The sequence below is a fragment of the Streptomyces sp. NPDC058086 genome (assembly GCF_042885015.1).
GTDB lineage: Bacteria > Actinomycetota > Actinomycetes > Streptomycetales > Streptomycetaceae > Streptomyces.
Genome location: NZ_JBHVST010000022.1, coordinates 97523 through 116320, shown reverse-complemented (window position 1 = coordinate 116320; position 18798 = coordinate 97523). Strand labels below are relative to the sequence as shown.

Genomic DNA, 18798 nt, shown 5'->3' with positions numbered 1-18798 from the left:
GAGGCCGAGTTGACCGAACCGTGGGTGGCCCTCGAACCAGGAGCCGACCCCGTCGAGCGGGTGCGGATACTGCGCCGCGCGCACGAGGCGTTCACCGAGGCGGGCACGGTGCCGCGGCCGGTGCGCTCCGTGGTGGCCGATTCATGGCGGCGGTCGGCACGGGCCGGTGTCGCACCGGACGGCACGGCACGGGTGGAGCTCACGGACGGCGACCTGGGCTCCTACCGGGCGGAGCATCCGCTGGCCCGGGTGATGCCGCTCTTCCGGGAGCTCATGGGGACGTTCGCGGCGGACGGCGAGCACCTTCTCGCGGTGTGCGACGCCCAGGGTCGGCTGCTGTGGGTCGAGGGACATCCGGCGACGCGGCGGCAGGCGGGGCGGATGAACTTCGTACCGGGCGCGCGGTGGTCGGAGACCTCGGTCGGCACCAACGCGCCGGGAACGGCGGTCGCCGTGGACCGGCCCGTGCAGGTGTTCGCGGCCGAGCACTTCATCCGCCGGGTCCAGCCCTGGACGTGCGCCGCGGCGCCGGTGCACGATCCGCGCACGGGGCGGGTGCTCGGCGCGGTGGACATCACGGGTGGGGACGGGCTCGCGCATCCGCACAGTCTCGGTTTCGTGCAGGCGGTGGCGCGGGCCGCCGAGTCCCAGTTGGCACTGCTCGCACCGGCGGAATCGGCGGCGGACACGCTCGAGCTGACCGCGCTCGGCCGCGACGAGGCCCAACTGGTCGCGGGCGGCCGGAAGGTCAGGCTCAGCCGCAGACACAGCGAGATCCTGGTGCTGCTGGCAAGACATCCGGAGGGGCTGTCGGGCGACGAGTTGCTGTGCGCGCTGTACGAGGACGAGTCGGTGACGCCGGTGACCCTGCGCGCCGAGCTGACCCGACTGCGCCGACTGCTCGGCCCCGGCCTGCTGGGCTCACGGCCCTACCGGCTCATGGCGCCGGTCGAGTCCGACGTGGCGGTCGTCGAACGGCGGCTCGGTACGGGCGCGGTCACGGCGGCCGCGGCGGCGTACGCCGGTCCGCTGTTGCCGGGTTCGGGGGCCCCGGCCGTGGTGCGGTTGCGGCGCCGCCTCGCCGACGGGCTCCGTACGGCGCTCATCGCCCGTCGCGACCCCGACCTGTTGGCGGACTGGGCGCGCGCCCCGTGGGGCGAGGACGACCTCGACGTATGGCGGGCGCTGGCCGCCGTACGCCCGACGGCGACGGTGCGGGCCCGGCTGGAGGGGCTGGAGCGCGAACAGGCCGCGCCACCGGGCCGACTGCACCCCGCGGCGTTCGCGGCGCGGCGTCGGCCGGCCGTCGGGCAGGGCTGACCTGCCGCGTCCGCAACGTCGTTGCAACGTCCGCGCTCCTAGCCTCGCGGCGAGAGCTGTCCAACGGCGGGCAGCGCTTCTCCGGGAGGCAGACCAGCATGACCCGTTACGCGGCGCCCGGCACCGAGGGCGCGATCGTCTCCTACCAGGCGCGTTACGACCACTTCATCGGCGGCGAGTACGTGCCGCCGGCTCGTGGGCAGTACTTCGAGAACCCGAGCCCGGTGAACGGGCAGCCGTTCACGGAGATCGCGCGGGGCACCGCCGAGGACGTGGAGCGAGCGCTGGACGCGGCGCACGCGGCCGCGCCCGGCTGGGGCCGCACCTCCGTCACCGCGCGCGGCGACATCCTGCTGAAGATCGCCGACCGGATGGAGGCGAACCTGGAGAAGCTGGCGGTCGCCGAGAGCTGGGAGAACGGCAAGCCGGTGCGCGAGACCCTGGCCGCCGACATCCCGCTGGCCGTCGACCACTTCCGCTACTTCGCGGGGGCGATCCGCGCCCAGGAGGGTTCCCTCGGCGAGGTCGACGACGACACCGTCGCGTACCACTTCCACGAGCCGCTCGGGGTCGTCGCGCAGATCATTCCCTGGAACTTCCCGATCCTGATGGCGGTCTGGAAGCTTGCCCCGGCGCTGGCGGCGGGCAACGCGGTCGTCATCAAGCCCGCCGAGCAGACCCCGGCGTCCATTCACTACTGGATGAGCCTGATCGCGGACCTGCTGCCGCCGGGCGTCGTCAACATCGTCAACGGCTTCGGCGTGGAGGCGGGCAAGCCGCTCGCGTCCAGCCCGCGGGTGGCGAAGGTGGCGTTCACGGGTGAGACCACGACCGGGCGGCTGATCATGCAGTACGCCTCGGAGAACATCAAGCCGGTCACGCTGGAGCTCGGCGGCAAGTCCCCGAACATCTTCTTCGACGACGTCTGGGCGCAGAACGACGACTTCCGGGACAAGGCGCTCGAGGGCTTCACGATGTTCGCCCTCAACCAGGGCGAGGTCTGCACCTGCCCGTCACGGGCGCTCGTCCAACGCGGTCACTACGGCGAGTTCATGGAGGCAGCGGTCGCCCGCACCGAGCTGATCAAGCCGGGCCACCCGCTCGACACCGACACGATGATCGGCGCGCAGGCCTCCAACGACCAGTTGGAGAAGATCCTCTCCTACCTGGACATCGGCCGGCAGGAGGGCGCCAGGATTCTCACCGGTGGCGAACGTGTCGAGTACGACGGGGAGTTGAAGGGCGGCTACTACGTCCAGCCGACGATCTTCGAGGGTGACAACCGGATGCGGATCTTCCAGGAGGAGATCTTCGGCCCGGTCGTCTCGGTCACGTCGTTCGACGACTTCGACGACGCCATCAAGACCGCCAACGACACGCTGTACGGCCTCGGTGCCGGCGTATGGACGCGCGACATCAACACCGCGTACCGCGCGGGCCGTGCGATCCAGGCGGGCCGGGTGTGGACGAACTGCTACCACGCCTACCCCGCGCACGCGGCGTTCGGCGGCTACAAGCAGTCCGGTATCGGCCGCGAGACGCACAAGATGATGCTGGAGCACTACCAGCAGACCAAGAACCTTCTGGTGTCCTACTCGCCGAAGAAGCTGGGCTTCTTCTAGACACGAAAAAAGGGCGCCTGAACAGGGCAGATGCCCGTCAGGCGCCCTTTTCGGCGCACAACTGAGCAGGGATTCGAAAGATGCCGGCGTGGCGCAGGTCGTAGGGGCGCTTCCCCAGCGCAAGGGCGTGCTCTTCAAGGGTAAGAGGCATGCCCCTGAAAGGTAAGAACAGCCTCAGGCGGCACTCCTTCACCAGTCACCGCGGACGTCGCCAAGCTCTCCTGCTGCGCCAACTGAAGACGCAGCGTGCCGGTCAAGATCCCGCACGGATCGACCGGCGTCGGGCTGAAGTACAGGCTCGGTGGCTGCCGCGCCCGTTGCCGAAGGTTCTGGCGAGCAAGTATGTGACATATGTGGCATGTGTGACAATATGGCATGTGCGGCATTTGGTGCTGCCGGGAACTTCTCGGCTGAACCCTCGGCTGGGAGGTCTCAGACAGGCGAGAGGAGTGCATCATGATCGCCAAGTTGCTCGGCAAACTGTCCTTCACCCGCCACTACGGCGCGTACGGGGAACACGAATGGGACGGGTACGCCGGGGACGACCGGGTCTGACCGCACTGCCGACGGGTGCCCCCGGGCGCCCGTCGGCTCCCGGCCAAGCTGCCGACGGTATCGGCCTGGACAGGTACCAGCGTCAGGGACGATCTCATGGGCCGAATGAATGAGCCGCCGCGGTTGCCCGAAATCAGCTTCGCGGCCTGGAGCCGCGACCGGCTGGCAGTGGCACGCCGTGGCGCTGACGAGTGCGGGGACGTCTGGCAACTGGACTCGGGTGTCTACGTAGCCGCTACGGCCGGGCCGTGTGAAGCAGTCCTGCGCCACGCGCAGGACTTCCCCAAGGCACCCTCGCCTCTCTTCCCGCCGTTGAAGCGGTCGAGTGGAGCACCGACGCCTGAGGAGCGTGCGCGTGCTCACGCCGCCCGCATGCGCGGACTGCGCCCGCAGGCGGTTGCAGCCCGGATCGGTGAGATTGCGCCCAGTGCCGCTCGATTTGCTGACCAGTGGCCCACGGGCCAGGACGTCGAAATTCTGCCCACGGTCCGGCACGCCCTGGCGGAGATCGGCGTGCGCTACCTCTTCTCCGAAGACGCTCCCACCCTGCTGCCCTTTGCCTCACGGCTCTTCCTGGCCCGGGAGGTGCTCGTACGCCCCTCGCGCTGGGTATGGCCACGCTGGATGCCCACACCAGCACGGCGGTTCCGCACACGGCAGCAAGTCGCCTTCACCAACGCTTTGCGGCCCATCGTCCGCCGGCGTCGTTCATCGGGCCGGCTCGGTGACGACATGCTGGGACAGATGCTCCGGCCCTCCCCCCGCTACGGCCTACTGCCGGAAGAGGCCATCCTCGACACTCTCCCCGGAATCACCGTCGCCACCTTCGAGACACCTTCCCGGGCAGCCGGATGGATCCTGCTCCACCTGGCCCGGTATCCCCAGGCAGCGGACCGCGTCGCGGCCGAAGCCGCCTTGCTGCCCGCGGACCCGGCCGCCACGACCAGCGCCCACCTCGACCGCCTGCAATACACCCAGGCAGTGGTGCGCGAGGTGCTCCGGCTGCACCCCCCGAGCTGGCTGCTGACCCGGCGCGCCACGCGACAGACTCAGCTCGCCGGCTACACCATCGACGCCGGGTCCACCGTTCTCGTCTGCCCCTACACCGCCCACCGCGACGCACGGGAACACGCCGAGCCGGACCAGTTCCAACCCGAGCGCTGGCTCGATGATTCGTGCTCGCGGGCGAAACCCGGGGTCTTCCTCTCCTTCGGTACCGGGCCGCACGGCTGCGAGGGAGCCGCTCTGGCCATGGCGATGCTGACGCTCCTGACTGCGCAGACCGCCCGTCGCTACCACTTGAGCGAACCGCCCGGACCGGAACCCAGCTATCAGGTCACCACCTTCGAAGGTCTCACAACTGTCGGCCTACGCCTGCGTGCCACCTTGCGCAGCTGAGGGCAGTCCTGCTTTCAGTGACGGGCCGCCTCCACCTCCAACGACAGGCCGCCTCCACCCGCGAACAGCGAACATGAAGCGCAGCAGCAGCACTACGGCTTCTGCCCCGTAGCCCTTCCGGTGCTCAGCGCCGATCGTGACATCGAACTCGAAGATCCGTCCGGCTCCCTCGCCGCCCGTCTTCGTCGGCGAAGCGCGTGCGCTGTCCAGTGGTACAGGACCTCGTGCTCGCACTGGTCGGCGGGCAGCGCCCGCACAGCGGTGACGGCAGGCAGCATCCGGGTAGCGGGTCCTCCACGGCACAGCAGCGTTCAGGACCAGGCAGAGCGCACCGAGTTGGTCCTCCTGCCCCTCGCGGTACGCCTGCATGAACTGCCCGCGCCTGCCTTGGCAGACGTCCCGGGCAAGCTTGTGACGGAACTCCCGCACTGTGAGCTGCCGGTTCGTCAGAAGCCGGGGGCGGAGCCGGTGAAGAACCACAAGGCGGCTGTGTACCACATCAGTGCGATGGCGGTGACCAGGACGCCGCCGGCGGCCGGAAGCGCCCAACCGGGCAGTCGGCGGCTGTGTACCACCAGCACCTTGGCGACGAACGCGCCGTACAGGACGCAGCCCGTAATGGAGTGCACCGCTGCTCGACTGCTCGCGAAATCAACTCCGTAGGCGGTGATGCAGTGGTAGGAGATCGGCAGCGAGAGCAGAAAGGCAAGGAGGCCGATGAGCCGGTGTGTGGGGTGCACCCGGTGCGGCGCGGCCCCCGCTCCCGGTAGGCGCCGGTACATCCACAGCCCGAGCAGCAGTTGGACGACCGCGAGTGCCATCAGAGCGCTGCCCAGGCGCGACTTGAGTTCGTAGACGCCGACGCCGTGCTGCCCGAACAGGCCGCTGGTGTAGTCGGGTGTGTGCGTGCGGCCGAACGCATACACCCCCAACGCGACCGCGACCGGCAGCAAAGCAGCCAAAAAGCCCGCCACCGTTCGTGCGGGACGCCGCATCCGCGCGCTCGTGTGCCCGGTCATCAGACCCCCGTCAATCGGGTTCGACCTTGCTGCCGGATGCGTGTACGACGTACCACTGTGGCGTCGGACGCGCTGCCGGGTGCGGCCGAGTCGATGTATACGGGGACGCCCGCCGACAGCGCTCCAGATGTGGGCCTGCCGCAGGCGGACGAGATCGTCCGCCTGGGACAGCCGCATGCAGCAGCAAGCGGCATGGCGGAAACCGCCGGCACTGTCGCCGCGGCCATCCCTTTCATGAGCGCTCCATGGTGTCGGGCGACGCATCCAGGCAGCCGCGGGAAACGACCCCGGCGGACCTCTTCTCCAAGTTGGCCCCGGGTGCTCGGGTCCTGTCCACTCCAACTGGTCCGCCCGGGCAGTCGCTGCTCCACTGGTGAGGTCCCCGTTTACCTGACTTCGGCTCGTCAGGGTGACGTCGAGTCGTCGAGGGCCAGGCCGGTTCCGGCGATGAAGCCGTCGAGGACCTCGGGCCGGTACGGGAGGCGTTCGAGCCGGTTGCGGACGAGCGTCCCCAGGCGGTCGAGGGCGACAACGGCGAGGTGGCCCGACTACGTTTGACGTGCGCCCATACGCCCTCGACCGGGTCGAGGTCGGGCGAGTGGGCGGGCAGCAGGAACACCGTCAGCCGCTCCCGCTCGGCGATCAACTGCCGCATCGTGCAGGAGACATGTGCGTTCAACCGGTCCGGGGTGTGCCCGCGTCGGCACCGTGGTCCGCTCGGGCCACGGGAGGCCAGGGCCTGAACTGCGCCGTCCTGCCACAGCTGGTGCCACTGACAGGGCGATTTCCGGCTCACCCGCCGGCGCCGTGCGGCCTCCGGTGGCTTGATCTGCCGCTCGAACAGCTCGGCCGACTGCATCCGTACCGCTTCCCGGTGCTGACGTCCCGCAGCGGTCAGCCCGCCCTCATCCGCATACCTCGCCCACCAGGGGACTCCAGCGTCGGCAGCCTCGTCGGGAACCCCGACCCGGGCACTACGCGATCGCGCGCACCGCGGCCTCGGTCAAGGTGGTCGCGGTCCGTACGGCGCTGATGACGGCCTCGTCGGGGTCGAGCCCGCACAGATCGGTGAGGGTGAAGAGCGACTCGGCGCTCACGACCACCGCGAGGCCCCGCTTGAGCTGGGTGAACGCGTCCGGGTCCGTCGCGCCGAGCGTGTCCTCCAAGGGGAGGAGCGCATGGTCGATGAGTCCGAAACGAATGCCCGGTCGCGTGGTCACCGTCTCGGGCCGGGTGATGGTGGCGGCGATCATCGCGCGTACCGAGCCCTGCCGGGCGAGGATGCCGCGAAGGAGGAACTCGCAGGCGAAGGCGACGCGTTCGACGGGGTCGGCGGAGTCCGCGACCGGCGCGAGCGCCTCGGCGGGGGGCGGCCAGACGCCGGCCAGGGCCTCACTGATCAGCGACGGCAGGTCGGGGAAGTACCGATAGGCGGTGGCCTCGGAGACCAGGGCCGCGCGGGCGATCGCGGGCATGGTCACCTCGGCGCCCGTGCCGGTGAGATCCCGGGCGGCCGCAACAATCGCCGTCCGCGTGCGCTGCTTCTGGTTGGTGCGGCCGGTGCCCGCCTGCGCCGTCATGGTGGGACTCCTCCTGTTGACTCACCCGCATTTTAGCAGTCATCACTCGTCGTGAGAGTCGACTTGCATTATGCCACTCGGCTTCTCTACTCTCGTGAGAGTCGGCTCTCACGAAGGAGAAGCAATGAGCACGGTTTCCGTGGTCGGCCCGGACGACGGCGAGACGATCCAACTGGGCCCCACACAGATGCGCATCCTCGAGGACGGGAGCACCACCGGGCACCGCCTCGGAATCGGAGAGATCACCATCGCCCCGCACACCCAGGGCCCGCCGCAGCACCGCCACGCCCAGCACGACGAGGGCTTCTACGTCGTCTCCGGCACCGTGCACTTCACCATCGGTGAGACGACCCATGTGGCCCCGGCCGGCACGCTCGCCATGATCCCGCCCGGCGCCCCCCACACCTTCGCCAACCTCGGTGACACGCCCGCGGTGATGCTCAACACCTTCACGCCCGACCTGTACGTGCAGTACTTCCGCGACCTGCGGAACATGATCGCGGGCGGCCAGGAGCTGACCCCGGAGTCGACCGTCGCGGTGATGAGCCGCTACGCCACCGTCCCCGCGACCGATTTCGCGTGACGGCAACCCCCTTGCCTCTCGACTTCCCTCTCGACGCGGCCCACTTGAGGAGCACCGAATGACCCGCAGCACCCACACCCTCACGCTCGACCAAGGCACCCTCGACATCACCGTCGACCTCTTCGGGCAGGAGGGGCGCCCCTTCCTGCTGCTGCACGGAGGCGGCGGCCCGCAGACCGTCACCCCGTTCGCCGGCCTGCTGGCCGAGCAGCGTCCGGCCAGGGTGTTCACGCCCGTCCACCCCGGCTTCGACGGCACTGCCCGCCCCGAGTGGCTGACCGACGTCACGACCCTGGCCCAGGTCTACGCCCAACTGCTCGACGCTCTCGACCTGCGGGACGTCGCCGTTGTCGGCAACTCGATCGGCGGCTGGATCGCCGCCGAACTCGCGACCCTCGGCAGCCCTCGCATCAGCAGCGTCACCCTCGTCAATGCCGTCGGCATCCCCGTCCCCGGCCATCCGATAGCCGACACCTTCTCCCTGACGCCCGTCGAGCTGTCCCGACTCTCCTTCCACGATCCCTCGAAGTTCCGCTTCGACCCCAGCGCACTGACCGAGGCGCAGCGCGCGGTCATGGCCGCCAACCGTGCCACCCTGCAGATCTATTCGGGCCCGCACGCCATGACCGACTCCACCCTGCCCGGCCGCCTCGCCAAGGTCACCCACCCGACCCTGGTCGCATGGGGCGCAAGCGACCAGGTCGTGGACGCCGACTACGGACGCGCGTACGCGCAGGCCATCCCCGAAGCGGAGTTCCGTCTGCTGGAAGGCACCGGCCACATGCCCCAGACCGAGACGCCCGAGGAATTCCTCCCGGTGCTCTGGGACTTCGCCGAGGCCCACACCACCGACCGGCCGCGGCACTGACCCCGGAAAGGGCGGCCGACGTGTCTCAACCCGACCGCAGCAGACCCTCGTTGGTCCTGGCCGTCTGCTGCCTGAGCGTGCTGCTGGTCAGCCTCGACACCACGATCCTCAACGTCGCCCTGCCCTCGATACAGGAAGACCTGCACAGCTCCGTGTCGGGCCTGCAGTGGACCCTCGACGCGTACACCATCGTGCTGGCCTCGCTGCTCATCCTGGCCGGCTCCACGGCCGACCGCGTCGGGAGACGACGTGTCTTCCTCCTCGGGCTCGTGTTGTTCACCGGCGGATCGGCGCTGTGCAGCCTGGCACCGTCGCTGGACTGGCTGATCGTCTTCCGCATGGCACAGGCGGTGGGCGGCTGCATGCTCACCCCGGTCGCCATGGCCATCCTCGCGGGCGCCTTCCCACAACCGCGGGAGCGGGCAAGGGCCATCGGCGTCTGGGGCGGGGTGGTGGGCATCAGCATGGCGGCCGGCCCGATCCTCGGCGGCGTACTGGTGCAGACGGCCGGGTGGCGGTCGGTGTTCTGGCTGAACGTGCCGATCGGGCTGGCCGCGCTCCTGCTCACCGCCCTGTTCGTCCCGGAGTCACGCGCGCCACGGCCCCGCAGGCTGGACCCGGTGGGGCAACTGCTGGTGATCACCGCGCTCGGCACACTGACGTACGCCATCATCGAGGCACCGGGCCGGGGCTGGACCTCCCCCGCCATCGTGAACTGCCTGATCACCGCGGCCGGCGCGCTGGCCGCCTTCATCCCCTACGAGAGGAGGCGCGACGAACCGCTGGTCGACCCGCGCCTCTTCCACAGCGCGCCCTTCAGCGGGGCGACGGTGATGGCGGTGTGCGCCTTCACCGCGCTCGGCGGCTTCCTCTTCGCCAACACTCTTTACCTGCAACAGGTGTTGGGGCTCAGCGCCCTGAGTACCGGGGTGCACCTGCTGCCGATGGCGGTGCTGTCCTTCGTGTGCCCGCCACTGGCCGGGCGGATCGTGGGCAGCCGCGGCCCGCGTATCCCACTGCTGCTCGCCGGGGCCGGCATCACCACCGGCGGCCTGCTGGCCGTCCCCGCCACCCGATCCGCCGAGCGCTCGGACATCCTGCTCTACGCGGCGTACGCACTGTTCGGACTGGGCTTCGGCTTCGTCAACGCGCCCATCACCCACACAGCGGTCTCGGGCCTGCCACGCGCCCAGGCCGGGGTGGCCGCCGCGATCGCCGCGACCAGCCGCCAGGTCGGCGCCGCGCTCGGCATCGCGGTGACCGGCGCAGCGATCGCCGCCGGGGCACGCCCGGCCGCCTGGTGGATCATCGCCGGCTGCGGTCTGGCCATCCTCGCCCTGGGCATCCTGACCACCGGCCCCTGGGCGGCCCGCACGGCCGAAGGAATCGATCCGTCCGCACGCGTCCGAGTACCGCGCAATCTCCAGGACGCCCACCCCGAAGAACATCGGTCGTCAAAGGCCCTTCACCGCAGGCGAGTTGACGACATGTGACCATGATGCGCTCCGCTATGCTCGGCCCCGAACGAACGACGACGGAACGAACGAACGACGACTGATCGAACGACGGCCGGCGGGCGCCCAGTCCACCGGGAAGGAAACGTGAGAGAGCGCGTGATATCCGGAGATGGCGATCACCAGGCGGCGACGCGTTCGGAACACGGCTCAGGGCGGCTGATCGCCGGTCGGTATCTGCTTCACGGCATTCTCGGCAGAGGCGGGATGGGCACGGTCTGGCGCGCCCACGACCAGTTGCTGGACCGCCCGGTCGCGGCCAAGGAACTGCACATCCTCATCCACGGCGACGAGGAGCAGCGCATACGGGTGCGTCGCGCGGTCCGTGAGGCGCGCGCGGTCGCCCGGGTGTCGCATCCCCATGTGGTGGGTGTCCACGACCTGGTCGAGTCCGAGGACCGGCTGTGGATCGTCATGGAACTCGTCGAGGGGCCCTCACTGGCCCATGGGATCGCCGAGAGCGGACCGCTCACGCCGCAGCACGCCGCCTCCCTGGGCGTGCAACTGCTCGACGCGCTGGAGGCCGTGCACGCGGCCGGCACCCTGCACCGTGACGTCAAGCCCGCCAACGTCCTGCTGCGCCGCGACGGCAACGCGGTCCTCACCGACTTCGGTATCGCGGCCCTGGACGACGGCGAGTCCCTGACGACCACCGGCGAACTGATCGGCTCCCTCGAGTACATGGCTCCCGAGCGGGTGATGGGATCGCCGGTCGGCCCGGCCTCCGACCTGTGGTCCCTGGGCGCGACGCTCGCCACGGTCTGCGGCGGGCAGTCCCCGTTCCACAGGCCGGCACGGCCCGCGACGCTGCACGCGGTGGCGTACGAGGAACCCGTCCTCTCGGAGCGGCTCGGCCCGCTGCGCCCGGCCGTCGAGGCACTGCTGCGCAAGTCCCCCGACGAGCGCCCTTCGGCGGCCACTGCGCGTACCGCGCTGTGGCGCGTCGCGGCGGGGGAGGCGGACGCCGGACCACTGCCGTCACCGACCGTGCGCGTGTTGCGGCCTTCAGCCGCATTGACCGACGCGGACACCGTGACCAGCGGCCAGGGGCGACTCGTCCCGGCCGGGGAGCCCGTACCGACGGCCTTGCACACCACGTCACTCAAACCACCGCCCCCGCAGTCGTCCCGCCCGAGGGGCCCGAAGCGGCTGTGGTGGGCACTGGCCGGTACGGCGGTGCTGGTGGCCGGCGTCAGCGGCGGTCTGTTCCTCACCGGGGTGCTGCCGTTCAAGGAGGACCCGAAGACGACGACCACCACTCAGGTCGTCCGGTCGACGACCGGCTGGCAGTCGGTGACCAGACTGACCGTCCAGCAGGGAGACCGGGTCACCGTGCGGTTCGTTTCCGGAGAATGGACGGTCGACTACCGGAACAAACCCGTGACCGGGCCGACCGGCTACGACGCGCTCACGGACCAGTCACTGGACGGGGCGAAGAGCTGCAAGATCAAGCCCGCGGCGCCGTTCGGCACCCTGCTGGCACGCCTCTCCGACAGTCAGGACGCCCCCGTCCACACCGTCGGGCGAAAACTGGCTTTCCGGGCAGCTCAAAACGGCCCCCTGCAACTGGGGATCAACGACGCCGCCGGGTCCTGCTCCGAGGACAACAGGGGCACGCTGACCGTAGCAGTGAGCGTCACACACCAACCTTGACGGGCGGCCGCCGCGCACCGAGCGCACGTGGCTCTTCCCTCTCCGTGGCACCTGGTCCTCCTCCCCCCGACGTCATGCAACCTGTCTGCAACCAAGCCGGGAGTTGACTGGGCCGGACCGACCGACCCTCGCGCGGAGCGGTGGCATCCGTATCCGCACATCAAGGCAGGGACACGCCATGGACCACCAGGAGACGACGGAAGCCGCCCCGCGCGTGGAGCTGACGCCCTCGGCCGCCGAGTTGGTGCGGCGGCTGCGGGCGGTCCACGGACCGTTGATGTTCCACCAGTCCGGCGGCTGCTGCGACGGCAGTGCGCCCATGTGCTACCCGGAGGGCGAGTTCCGCACCGGCGGCTCCGACGTGCTGCTCGCCGAGCTGGACGTCGAGGGGCTGGACGAGCCGGTGACGTTCTGGATGTCGAAGAGCCAGTACGAGCTGTGGAGCCACACGCGGCTGATCGTCGACGTCGTGGCGGGCCGCGGCAGCGGATTCTCCCTGGAAGCACCCGAAGGAGTGCGTTTTCTCATCCGTTCCCGCGTCGTAGACGCCTAGACCCTGCGGAGGTCGTCGCGGTCTGCTGCAATCCCCCTGAGCCACACGACAGTTGATGAGACCTCAGGGGGCACCGTGACACCTCGCGACGGACGACTCAGAACAGCACTGACGGTACTCACGGCATGGAGCGCGCTGGCCGGTGCGGCCCTGGCGGGGGCGGCACCGGCCAGCGGCGTGCAAGGCAACCACACCTGGCACGGCACGGTCGCGGACGCGAAGGCCCTCACCGGCAAGGCCGTCGCCCCGGGCATCACGTACAAGGAGTTCGACGTCCCGGCCGCCCAGGGCGTGGCACGCGCACACGTACTGAGCGTCGATCTGAGCAACCGTCATGTGCGGGTCGATCTCCTCCACTCCGCGGCCGTGGCCTCCCGGGCGGCCGTCTCCCGGCTGGCCGAGGCGCAGGGCGCCGTCGCCGGCGTCAACGGTGACTTCTTCGACATCTCCGAGACCCAGCATCCGGGGGTCGAGGCCACGGGCGCGACCGTGGGTCCGGCGATCGCGAACAGCCGCACCCTGAAGGCGGCGGTCCCGGACGGCCAGCGCTTCGGCCCCGCCCTGCCGCCCGGCACGACCACGAAGGACGTGCTCGGCGTGGGCCTCGACGGCCGGGCCCGGCTGGACAGCCTGGCCCTCGACGGTTCCGTGCGCAGCTCCCGGGGACGGTGGGCGCTCGAAGGACTCAACCAGTACGCGCTGCCGCAGGGTTCCATCGGCGCGTTCACCTCGGCCTGGGGCGGTGTCTCCCGGAAGCGGGCCATCTGCGGCACCGACATCGACCGCGCCGCGCCCTGCAGCGCGGACACCTACGAGGTGACGGTCCGCCGCGGCCGGGTCGTGTCGGCGGCCACCACACCCGGCAGCGGTCGCATCGCGTCCGGCACCACCGTGCTGGTGGGGCGCGAGGCGGGCGCGCGGCAGTTGCGCGAGCTGGCGAAGGGGCAGGCGGTCCGCATTCGGCACTGGCTCGTCGCGGCCGGCAGCCGGATCCGGTACCGCTTCGCGATCGGCGGCTATCCGGTCGTCACTCACGGGCAGCCGCTGCCCGGTCTGAACAACACCACCTCGGCCGTGCGGACCGCCGTGGGCATCGCGAACAAGGGGCGGCGCCTGCTTCTGCTCGCCCTCGACGGCGCGCCCGACTACCGGCGCGGACTGACCATCGCGGAAGTGGCGCACACCATGCGGACGTTGGGCTCCGTCGACGCCTTCAGTCTGGATGGGGGCGGCTCCACGACCATGGTCGCGCGGATGCCGGGAGCGGGCACGGTGAGCGTCCTCAACCACCCCTCCGGCGGCGCCGAACGCCCGGTCCCCAACGGCATCGGCGTGTTCTCACACAGCTGACGCACGGCTGACACGCACCTGGACCCGCACGTCAGGGGCGCAGGCTGCTCACGATGTCCGCCGTCGCGGTGAGCCCGTTCTGAATGGTCGGCGCCATGCTGGTGGTCGACAGATAGAAGCCGAGCAGTACGCAGACCACCGCGTGCGTGGGTTTCAGCGCGCCGTTGCGCAGGAAGACCACCGCGAGGATCAGGAGCAGTACCACCACAGAGATGGAAATGGCCATCGTCAACCTCCTCCGCCACGTCGACACCGCGGCTTTCGGCGGCAAGTGTCGCGTAGCGGAGGGTTCGTCCGGGCGGCTGACGTGTCCTCCGAACGTGTGATGTCTACGCCCGATCGCACAGCAGCGCGTACGGCTGCCCGTGCGCGTCCATTCGCGTGCGTCTTACGCGCACGCGCCTACTCGTGCGCGTCGAGGAAGGCTTCGAGCCCGGCGAGGTCGTCGGTGTTGAAGTAGTCGACGCCGGCGGCCAGCAGTTCGCCCCACAGCGCCTCGCGTGCCGGGCCCGCCAGGTCGGGCGTGGCCCAGAACCGCACCTTCTGGTGCCGCCGGTGCGCCGCCGCGATGATGCCGCGCAGCTTCGCACGCTCGGCGTCGGGGAACGGGCCGTCGCCCAGCCAGGTGAAGTTGAGCGTCCAGTTGTCCGAGATCAGCGGGATGAAGGAGGCGGGGGCCGCGCTGCCGAGGTCGGTCAGCCGGCCGTCGTAGAAGGCGCGCCGCACGCTCTGCGCCTCCATGGGCGTACGGGCGGCGCGGTCGCCGGAGATCACCGCGGTGATCGGCCCCGGACGCACCCGGCCGTGCGCGTAGGTGGTGAACAGGTGCGGGTAGCGGCTCAGATGGCGGTCGAGTTCGAGGTACGTCGACGAGCCCTCGGTCTTGATGTCGATGAGGAGTTGCAGGGGGCCCCGGTATCCCCGGTAGACCGAGCCGTGGTTGGCCTTCACGCGGGCGGCGAGCGGGGCGAGGTAAAGGGATTCGAGGGTGCGGGCCGGGTCGAGGTCGACCGGGTCGTGGGCGACGAGGAGTTGGTCGCCGACGAGGTAGATGTCGGCCTCGACGCTGCCGAAGCGGTGGTCGAGGGCGTCGAACAGGGGTCGCGGGTGCTCGTAGTCGTTGTGCGCGTGGGCACGCCACAGGGGGCGCGTGTGGTGCTTCTCCTCCCCCGCCAGTGCTCGCGAGGCGGGCAGGGCGACCGAGCCCGCCAGGGCGGCGCCGAGGGTGGTGAGGGCTCTGCGACGGGTGGTGAGGGCCATGCTCTGCCTCCCTTGAAGGGTGCGCTACGGACCTCAGCGAGTATGCAGTCCTCGGCTGCCCAACAAACCCTGTCGTGAAGGGAGTTGGCCGGACTGCCGCTGTCCGTTCACTTCACTCGCGGTGCGCATGCCGAGAGGCCCGCCCCTGGTGGGGCGGGCCTCTCGGCAGATGTACGTCAGGGGGCTTGCAGGTCCACCAGTTCGGCCAACGCCGCGCGGTGGGCTCCCGCCGTGCCGTACGCGATCGAGTCCGCCTTGGCCCGCTTCAGATACAGGTGAACCGGGTGCTCCCAGGTCATCCCGATGCCCCCGTGCAGTTGGAGGGCCTCCTCGGCGGTGTGGACGGCGACGGGCGCCGCGTACGCCTGGGCGACGGCGACCGACACGTCGGTGTCCGCGCTGCCGGTCGCGAGCGCGTCGGCGGCGGCGCGGGCGGCGGCGCGTGTGTTGACGACCTCCAGCCACAGCTGCGCGAGCCGGTGCTTGAGCGCCTGGAATCCGCCGACGGGCCGGTTGAACTGCTTGCGTTCCTTGAGGTAGCGGACCGTCTCGGTCAAGCACCAGTCGGCGAGGCCGAGTTGTTCGGAGGCGAGCAGTCCGGCGCCGCTGCGCAGGGCCCGTCGTACGGCGGGTTCGGCGGCGCCGAGGGGACGTGCCCGCACCCCGTCGAAGGCGACCGTGGCGAGCGGCCGGGTGAGGTCGAGGGACACCTGCGGGGTGACCGTCACGGCGTCCCCGTCCACCGCGTACAGCCCGCCGTCGTCCGCCGGAACCAGCAGCACGTCGGCCACCGCCGCGTCCGCGATCCCCGTCAGCTCCCCGTACAGGAAGCCGTCCTCGTTCCGTACGGTCTTGTGGGCGCCGCCGGGGGGCACGGACAGCGCGACGGCGAGCGCGCCGATCGTCCGGCCCGACGCCAGCGCCGAAAGCAGCCCGGCGGCCTCCTCGCCCTCGCAGGCCAGCAGCGCCTCGGTGGCGACGACGGCACTGGTCAGATACGGCACCGGCGCGACCGCACGCCCCAGCTCCTCCAGCACCACGGCGACTTCGCGGTGGGTGGCGCCCTGGCCGCCCAGCGACTCGGGCACGAGCAGGCCCGCCAGGCCCATCCCGTCCGAGAGCGCCTTCCACAGCTCGGGGTCGTGCGGGGTGTCCGACTCGGTGCGGGCGATGACGCCCGCCGCGTCGCAGTGGTCGGAGAGGAGGCCGCGGACGACGGCGCGCAGCGCCTCTTCCTCCTCCGAGTACAGCAGATCGGGCTGGGTGCTCTGTGTTGTCGTCATCATCATCGGGCGAGGTCCTTCCACGCGACGTCCTTGTCGGTGCGCGGCTCGGACGGCAGGCCCAGCACGCGTTCGGCGACGATGTTCAGCAGGACCTCGCTGGTCCCGCCCTCGATGCTGTTGCCCTTGGAGCGCAGATAGCGATAGCCGGCGTCGCGGCCGGTGAAGTCGACCAGTTCCGGCCGGCGCATCGTCCAGTCCTCGTACAGCAGGCCTTCCTCGCCGAGGAGTTCGACCTCCAGGCCGCTGATCTCCTGGTTGAGGCGGGCGAATCCGAGCTTCATCCCGGAGCCCTCGTGGCCGGGCTGGCCCGCGACGAGCTGCTGGCGCAGCCGTTCGCCGGAGAGCCGGGCGACCTCGGCCTCCACCCACAGCTTCAGCAGCCGCTGGTGCAGATCGTGGGTGCGCAGTTCGGGACGCTCGCGCCAGGTCTTGGAGACCGGGCCGATCATGCCGCCCTCGCGCGGGATGCGCATACCGCCGATGGAGACGCGCTCGTTCATGAGCGTGGTCTGCGCGACCCGCCAGCCGTCACCGACCTCACCCAGTCGGTGCGCGTCGGGAATGCGGACGTCGGTGAGGAAGACCTCGTTGAACTCGGCCTCGCCGGTGATCTGGCGCAGCGGCCGCACCTCGACACCCGGGTCGGTCATGTCGCAGATGAAGTACGTGATGCCGCGGTGCTTGGGCACGTCCGGGTCGGTGCGGGCGATGAGGATGGCCCAGCGGGCGAGGTGGGCGCTGGAGGTCCACACCTTCTGCCCGTTGACCACCCAGTTGTCGCCCTCCCGGACGGCACGGGTACCGAGCGCGGCCAGGTCGGACCCGGCGCCGGGCTCGCTGAAGAGCTGGCACCAGACCTCCTCGCCGACCCACAACGGCCTGAGGAAGTCGCGCTTCTGCTCCTGCGTGCCGAAGCCGAGGATGGTCGGCGCGGCCATGCCGAGGCCGATGCCGATGCGCCGCGGGTCGTTGTCGGGGGCGTCGGCGGCCTCCAATTCGGCGTCCACGACGGCCTGGAGGGTGCGCGGGGCGCCGAGCCCGCCGAGGCCCTCGGGGTAGTGCACCCAGGCGAGTCCCGCGTCGAAACGGGCCTTGAGGAAGTCGAGCCGGTCCGTGGTCGCGGGCGGGTGCGCCGCCAGCAACTCCTTCGTACGGGTGCGCAGTTCGGCTGCGTCGGTCATGCGGCTGCTCCGTTCTCGAGAGAGGGCACCACGACGACCCGGCCGGTGGTGACACCGTCGCCGACCCGCTGCACGGCGGCCGCACCGCCGCCCAGCGGCACGCGCTCGCTGACCAGCGGCTTGATGGCACCGCGCGCGGCCAGCTCGGTGAGCTGCTCGTGGCAGTGCTGGATCAGCTTGGGGTTCTTGGTGCCGTACAGGCCCCAGTGCAGGCCGAGGATCGCGTAGTTCTTCACCAGGGCGTGGTTGAGCGCCGGGCTGGGGATCGAGCCGCTGGCGAAGCCCACGACGACGATCCGGCCCTCGAAGGCGACGACCTTGGTGGACTGGGTGAACGCCTCACCGCCGACGGGGTCGTAGATCACGTCGGCGCCCCGGCCGCCGGTGGCTTCCTTCACGGCTGCGATGACGTCCTGGGTACGTCGGTCGATGACGACGTCGCAGCCCAGCTCGCGCGCCACGGCCACCTTGTCGGCCCCGCCGACCACGCCGATGACGGTGGCGCCCGCCGCCTTCCCCAGCTGCACGGCCGCGCTGCCGACCCCTCCGGCGGCGGCGTGGACGAGCAGCGTCTCGCCGGCTTCGAGACGGGCCCGGCGGTGCAGACCGAACCACCCCGTCTGGTAGCCGATGTGCAGGGCGGCCGCCTCGGCGTCGTCCAGGGTGTCGGGCGCGGGCAGCAGGGCGGCGGCGTCCGCGACGGCGTACTCGGCGAAACCGCCGTGCGGCAGCGCGGGGTTGGCCAGCACGCGGCGCCCGTCCTCGGTCTCGCCGCAGATCTCCACACCGGGCGTGAACGGCAGTGGCGGCCTGACCTGGTAGTGCCCGCGGCACATCAGCACGTCCGGGAAGTTGATGTTCGCCGCGCGCACCTTGAGCAGGACCTGCCCCTCACCGGGGACTGGTCGCTCCACGTCCTGGAGCTGCATCACCTGGCTCGGTTCGCCGAGCTGGTGTACTTGCCATGCCTGCATGCGGGGCCTCCACGGGACTGCTCTGTCTGACCGGGCTCGACCGCATACTAAGCGGTCGCTTGCCGATCAGGGAACAGTCATG

Annotated in this window: 17 protein-coding genes and 1 pseudogene; 9 read left to right on the top strand and 9 right to left on the bottom strand. The window is 70.6% G+C overall.

Features of this window, described 5'->3' with window-relative positions; genetic code table 11:
* Window positions 1-9: 9 nt before the first annotated feature.
* The 3 genes from ACFVWD_RS19685 (at window position 10) to ACFVWD_RS19675 (ending at window position 4895) form a co-directional block, all read left to right on the top strand.
* Window positions 10-1320, top strand: coding sequence for a GAF domain-containing protein (locus ACFVWD_RS19685; RefSeq protein WP_389597630.1), 1311 nt, complete (start codon window positions 10-12; stop codon window positions 1318-1320).
* Between the two features lie 98 nt (window positions 1321-1418).
* Window positions 1419-2942 (top strand): aldehyde dehydrogenase family protein, encoded by a 1524-nt coding sequence (locus tag ACFVWD_RS19680; RefSeq protein ID WP_389597608.1) that lies wholly within the window; start codon window positions 1419-1421, stop codon window positions 2940-2942.
* Between the two features lie 927 nt (window positions 2943-3869).
* A complete protein-coding gene (locus tag ACFVWD_RS19675; protein ID WP_389597606.1) occupies window positions 3870-4895 on the top strand; it encodes a cytochrome P450 in 1026 nt (341 codons plus the stop codon).
* 270 nt (window positions 4896-5165) lie between these two features.
* On the opposite strand, the pseudogene ACFVWD_RS19670 reads toward ACFVWD_RS19675, so the two are convergent.
* From ACFVWD_RS19670 to ACFVWD_RS19655, 4 genes and pseudogenes are all read right to left on the bottom strand, one after another.
* Window positions 5166-5339, bottom strand: a pseudogene (locus ACFVWD_RS19670) (Tn3 family transposase); the annotation flags it as partial.
* 2 nt (window positions 5340-5341) lie between these two features.
* Window positions 5342-5914 (bottom strand): DUF6529 family protein, encoded by a 573-nt coding sequence (locus tag ACFVWD_RS19665; RefSeq protein WP_389597604.1) that lies wholly within the window; start codon window positions 5912-5914, stop codon window positions 5342-5344.
* A 232-nt stretch (window positions 5915-6146) separates the two neighbouring features.
* A complete protein-coding gene (locus ACFVWD_RS19660; protein WP_389597628.1) occupies window positions 6147-6569 on the bottom strand; it encodes a hypothetical protein in 423 nt (140 codons plus the stop codon).
* A gap of 319 nt (window positions 6570-6888) precedes the next feature.
* Window positions 6889-7494: a TetR/AcrR family transcriptional regulator gene (locus ACFVWD_RS19655; RefSeq protein WP_389597602.1), complete on the bottom strand. Its 606-nt coding sequence runs from the start codon at window positions 7492-7494 to the stop codon at window positions 6889-6891.
* Window positions 7495-7618: 124 nt separating this feature from the next.
* On the opposite strand from ACFVWD_RS19655, the gene ACFVWD_RS19650 reads away from it, so the two are divergent.
* The 6 genes from ACFVWD_RS19650 (at window position 7619) to ACFVWD_RS19625 (ending at window position 14015) form a co-directional block, all read left to right on the top strand.
* Window positions 7619-8077 carry a cupin domain-containing protein gene (locus tag ACFVWD_RS19650; protein ID WP_067378616.1) on the top strand — a complete coding sequence of 153 codons (459 nt, stop codon included), beginning with the start codon at window positions 7619-7621 and terminating at the stop codon, window positions 8075-8077.
* A 58-nt stretch (window positions 8078-8135) separates the two neighbouring features.
* The gene (locus ACFVWD_RS19645; RefSeq protein ID WP_389597600.1) at window positions 8136-8945 is read left to right on the top strand and encodes an alpha/beta fold hydrolase; all 810 of its coding nucleotides are present in this window, start codon (window positions 8136-8138) and stop codon (window positions 8943-8945) included.
* 20 nt (window positions 8946-8965) lie between these two features.
* The gene (locus ACFVWD_RS19640) at window positions 8966-10438 is read left to right on the top strand and encodes a DHA2 family efflux MFS transporter permease subunit (RefSeq protein WP_389597598.1); all 1473 of its coding nucleotides are present in this window, start codon (window positions 8966-8968) and stop codon (window positions 10436-10438) included.
* A gap of 120 nt (window positions 10439-10558) precedes the next feature.
* Window positions 10559-12112, top strand: a complete 1554-nt coding sequence (locus tag ACFVWD_RS19635) for a protein kinase (RefSeq protein ID WP_389597595.1) — start codon at window positions 10559-10561, stop codon at window positions 12110-12112.
* A 178-nt stretch (window positions 12113-12290) separates the two neighbouring features.
* Complete coding sequence (locus tag ACFVWD_RS19630) at window positions 12291-12665, top strand: DUF779 domain-containing protein (RefSeq protein WP_389597593.1); 375 nt, start codon at window positions 12291-12293, stop codon at window positions 12663-12665.
* A gap of 75 nt (window positions 12666-12740) precedes the next feature.
* Window positions 12741-14015 (top strand): phosphodiester glycosidase family protein, encoded by a 1275-nt coding sequence (locus tag ACFVWD_RS19625; protein WP_389597591.1) that lies wholly within the window; start codon window positions 12741-12743, stop codon window positions 14013-14015.
* Between the two features lie 31 nt (window positions 14016-14046).
* On the opposite strand, the gene ACFVWD_RS19620 is transcribed toward ACFVWD_RS19625, so the two are convergent.
* From ACFVWD_RS19620 to ACFVWD_RS19600, 5 genes are all read right to left on the bottom strand, one after another.
* The gene (locus ACFVWD_RS19620; RefSeq protein ID WP_389597590.1) at window positions 14047-14241 is read right to left on the bottom strand and encodes a hypothetical protein; all 195 of its coding nucleotides are present in this window, start codon (window positions 14239-14241) and stop codon (window positions 14047-14049) included.
* A gap of 176 nt (window positions 14242-14417) precedes the next feature.
* Window positions 14418-15275: a phosphatidylinositol-specific phospholipase C/glycerophosphodiester phosphodiesterase family protein gene (locus ACFVWD_RS19615; protein WP_389597588.1), complete on the bottom strand. Its 858-nt coding sequence runs from the start codon at window positions 15273-15275 to the stop codon at window positions 14418-14420.
* A gap of 176 nt (window positions 15276-15451) precedes the next feature.
* Window positions 15452-16564, bottom strand: a complete 1113-nt coding sequence (locus ACFVWD_RS19610) for an acyl-CoA dehydrogenase family protein (protein WP_389597587.1) — start codon at window positions 16562-16564, stop codon at window positions 15452-15454.
* A complete protein-coding gene (locus tag ACFVWD_RS19605; protein WP_389597585.1) occupies window positions 16561-17742 on the bottom strand; it encodes an acyl-CoA dehydrogenase family protein in 1182 nt (393 codons plus the stop codon). Before ACFVWD_RS19605 ends, ACFVWD_RS19610 begins: the two co-directional genes overlap by 4 nt.
* Window positions 17739-18716: an NADPH:quinone oxidoreductase family protein gene (locus tag ACFVWD_RS19600; protein WP_389597583.1), complete on the bottom strand. Its 978-nt coding sequence runs from the start codon at window positions 18714-18716 to the stop codon at window positions 17739-17741. The genes ACFVWD_RS19605 and ACFVWD_RS19600 overlap by 4 nt, the downstream gene beginning before the upstream one ends.
* Between the last annotated feature and the right edge of the window lie 82 nt (window positions 18717-18798).

Bases quoted from the DNA above. Each gene is read 5' to 3' on its own strand.
- ACFVWD_RS19680 (WP_389597608.1), top strand. From the start codon at position 1,419: ATGACCCGTTACGCGGCGCCCGGCACCGAGGGCGCGATCGTCTCCTAC.
- ACFVWD_RS19675 (WP_389597606.1), top strand. From the start codon at position 3,870: ATGCGCGGACTGCGCCCGCAGGCGGTTGCAGCCCGGATCGGTGAGATT.
- ACFVWD_RS19665 (WP_389597604.1), bottom strand. From the start codon at position 5,914: ATGACCGGGCACACGAGCGCGCGGATGCGGCGTCCCGCACGAACGGTG.
- ACFVWD_RS19660 (WP_389597628.1), bottom strand. From the start codon at position 6,569: ATGCGGCAGTTGATCGCCGAGCGGGAGCGGCTGACGGTGTTCCTGCTG.
- ACFVWD_RS19655 (WP_389597602.1), bottom strand. From the start codon at position 7,494: ATGACGGCGCAGGCGGGCACCGGCCGCACCAACCAGAAGCAGCGCACG.
- ACFVWD_RS19650 (WP_067378616.1), top strand. From the start codon at position 7,619: ATGAGCACGGTTTCCGTGGTCGGCCCGGACGACGGCGAGACGATCCAA.
- ACFVWD_RS19645 (WP_389597600.1), top strand. From the start codon at position 8,136: ATGACCCGCAGCACCCACACCCTCACGCTCGACCAAGGCACCCTCGAC.
- ACFVWD_RS19630 (WP_389597593.1), top strand. From the start codon at position 12,291: ATGGACCACCAGGAGACGACGGAAGCCGCCCCGCGCGTGGAGCTGACG.
- ACFVWD_RS19620 (WP_389597590.1), bottom strand. From the start codon at position 14,241: ATGGCCATTTCCATCTCTGTGGTGGTACTGCTCCTGATCCTCGCGGTG.
- ACFVWD_RS19615 (WP_389597588.1), bottom strand. From the start codon at position 15,275: ATGGCCCTCACCACCCGTCGCAGAGCCCTCACCACCCTCGGCGCCGCC.
- ACFVWD_RS19610 (WP_389597587.1), bottom strand. From the start codon at position 16,564: ATGATGATGACGACAACACAGAGCACCCAGCCCGATCTGCTGTACTCG.
- ACFVWD_RS19605 (WP_389597585.1), bottom strand. From the start codon at position 17,742: ATGACCGACGCAGCCGAACTGCGCACCCGTACGAAGGAGTTGCTGGCG.
- ACFVWD_RS19600 (WP_389597583.1), bottom strand. From the start codon at position 18,716: ATGCAGGCATGGCAAGTACACCAGCTCGGCGAACCGAGCCAGGTGATG.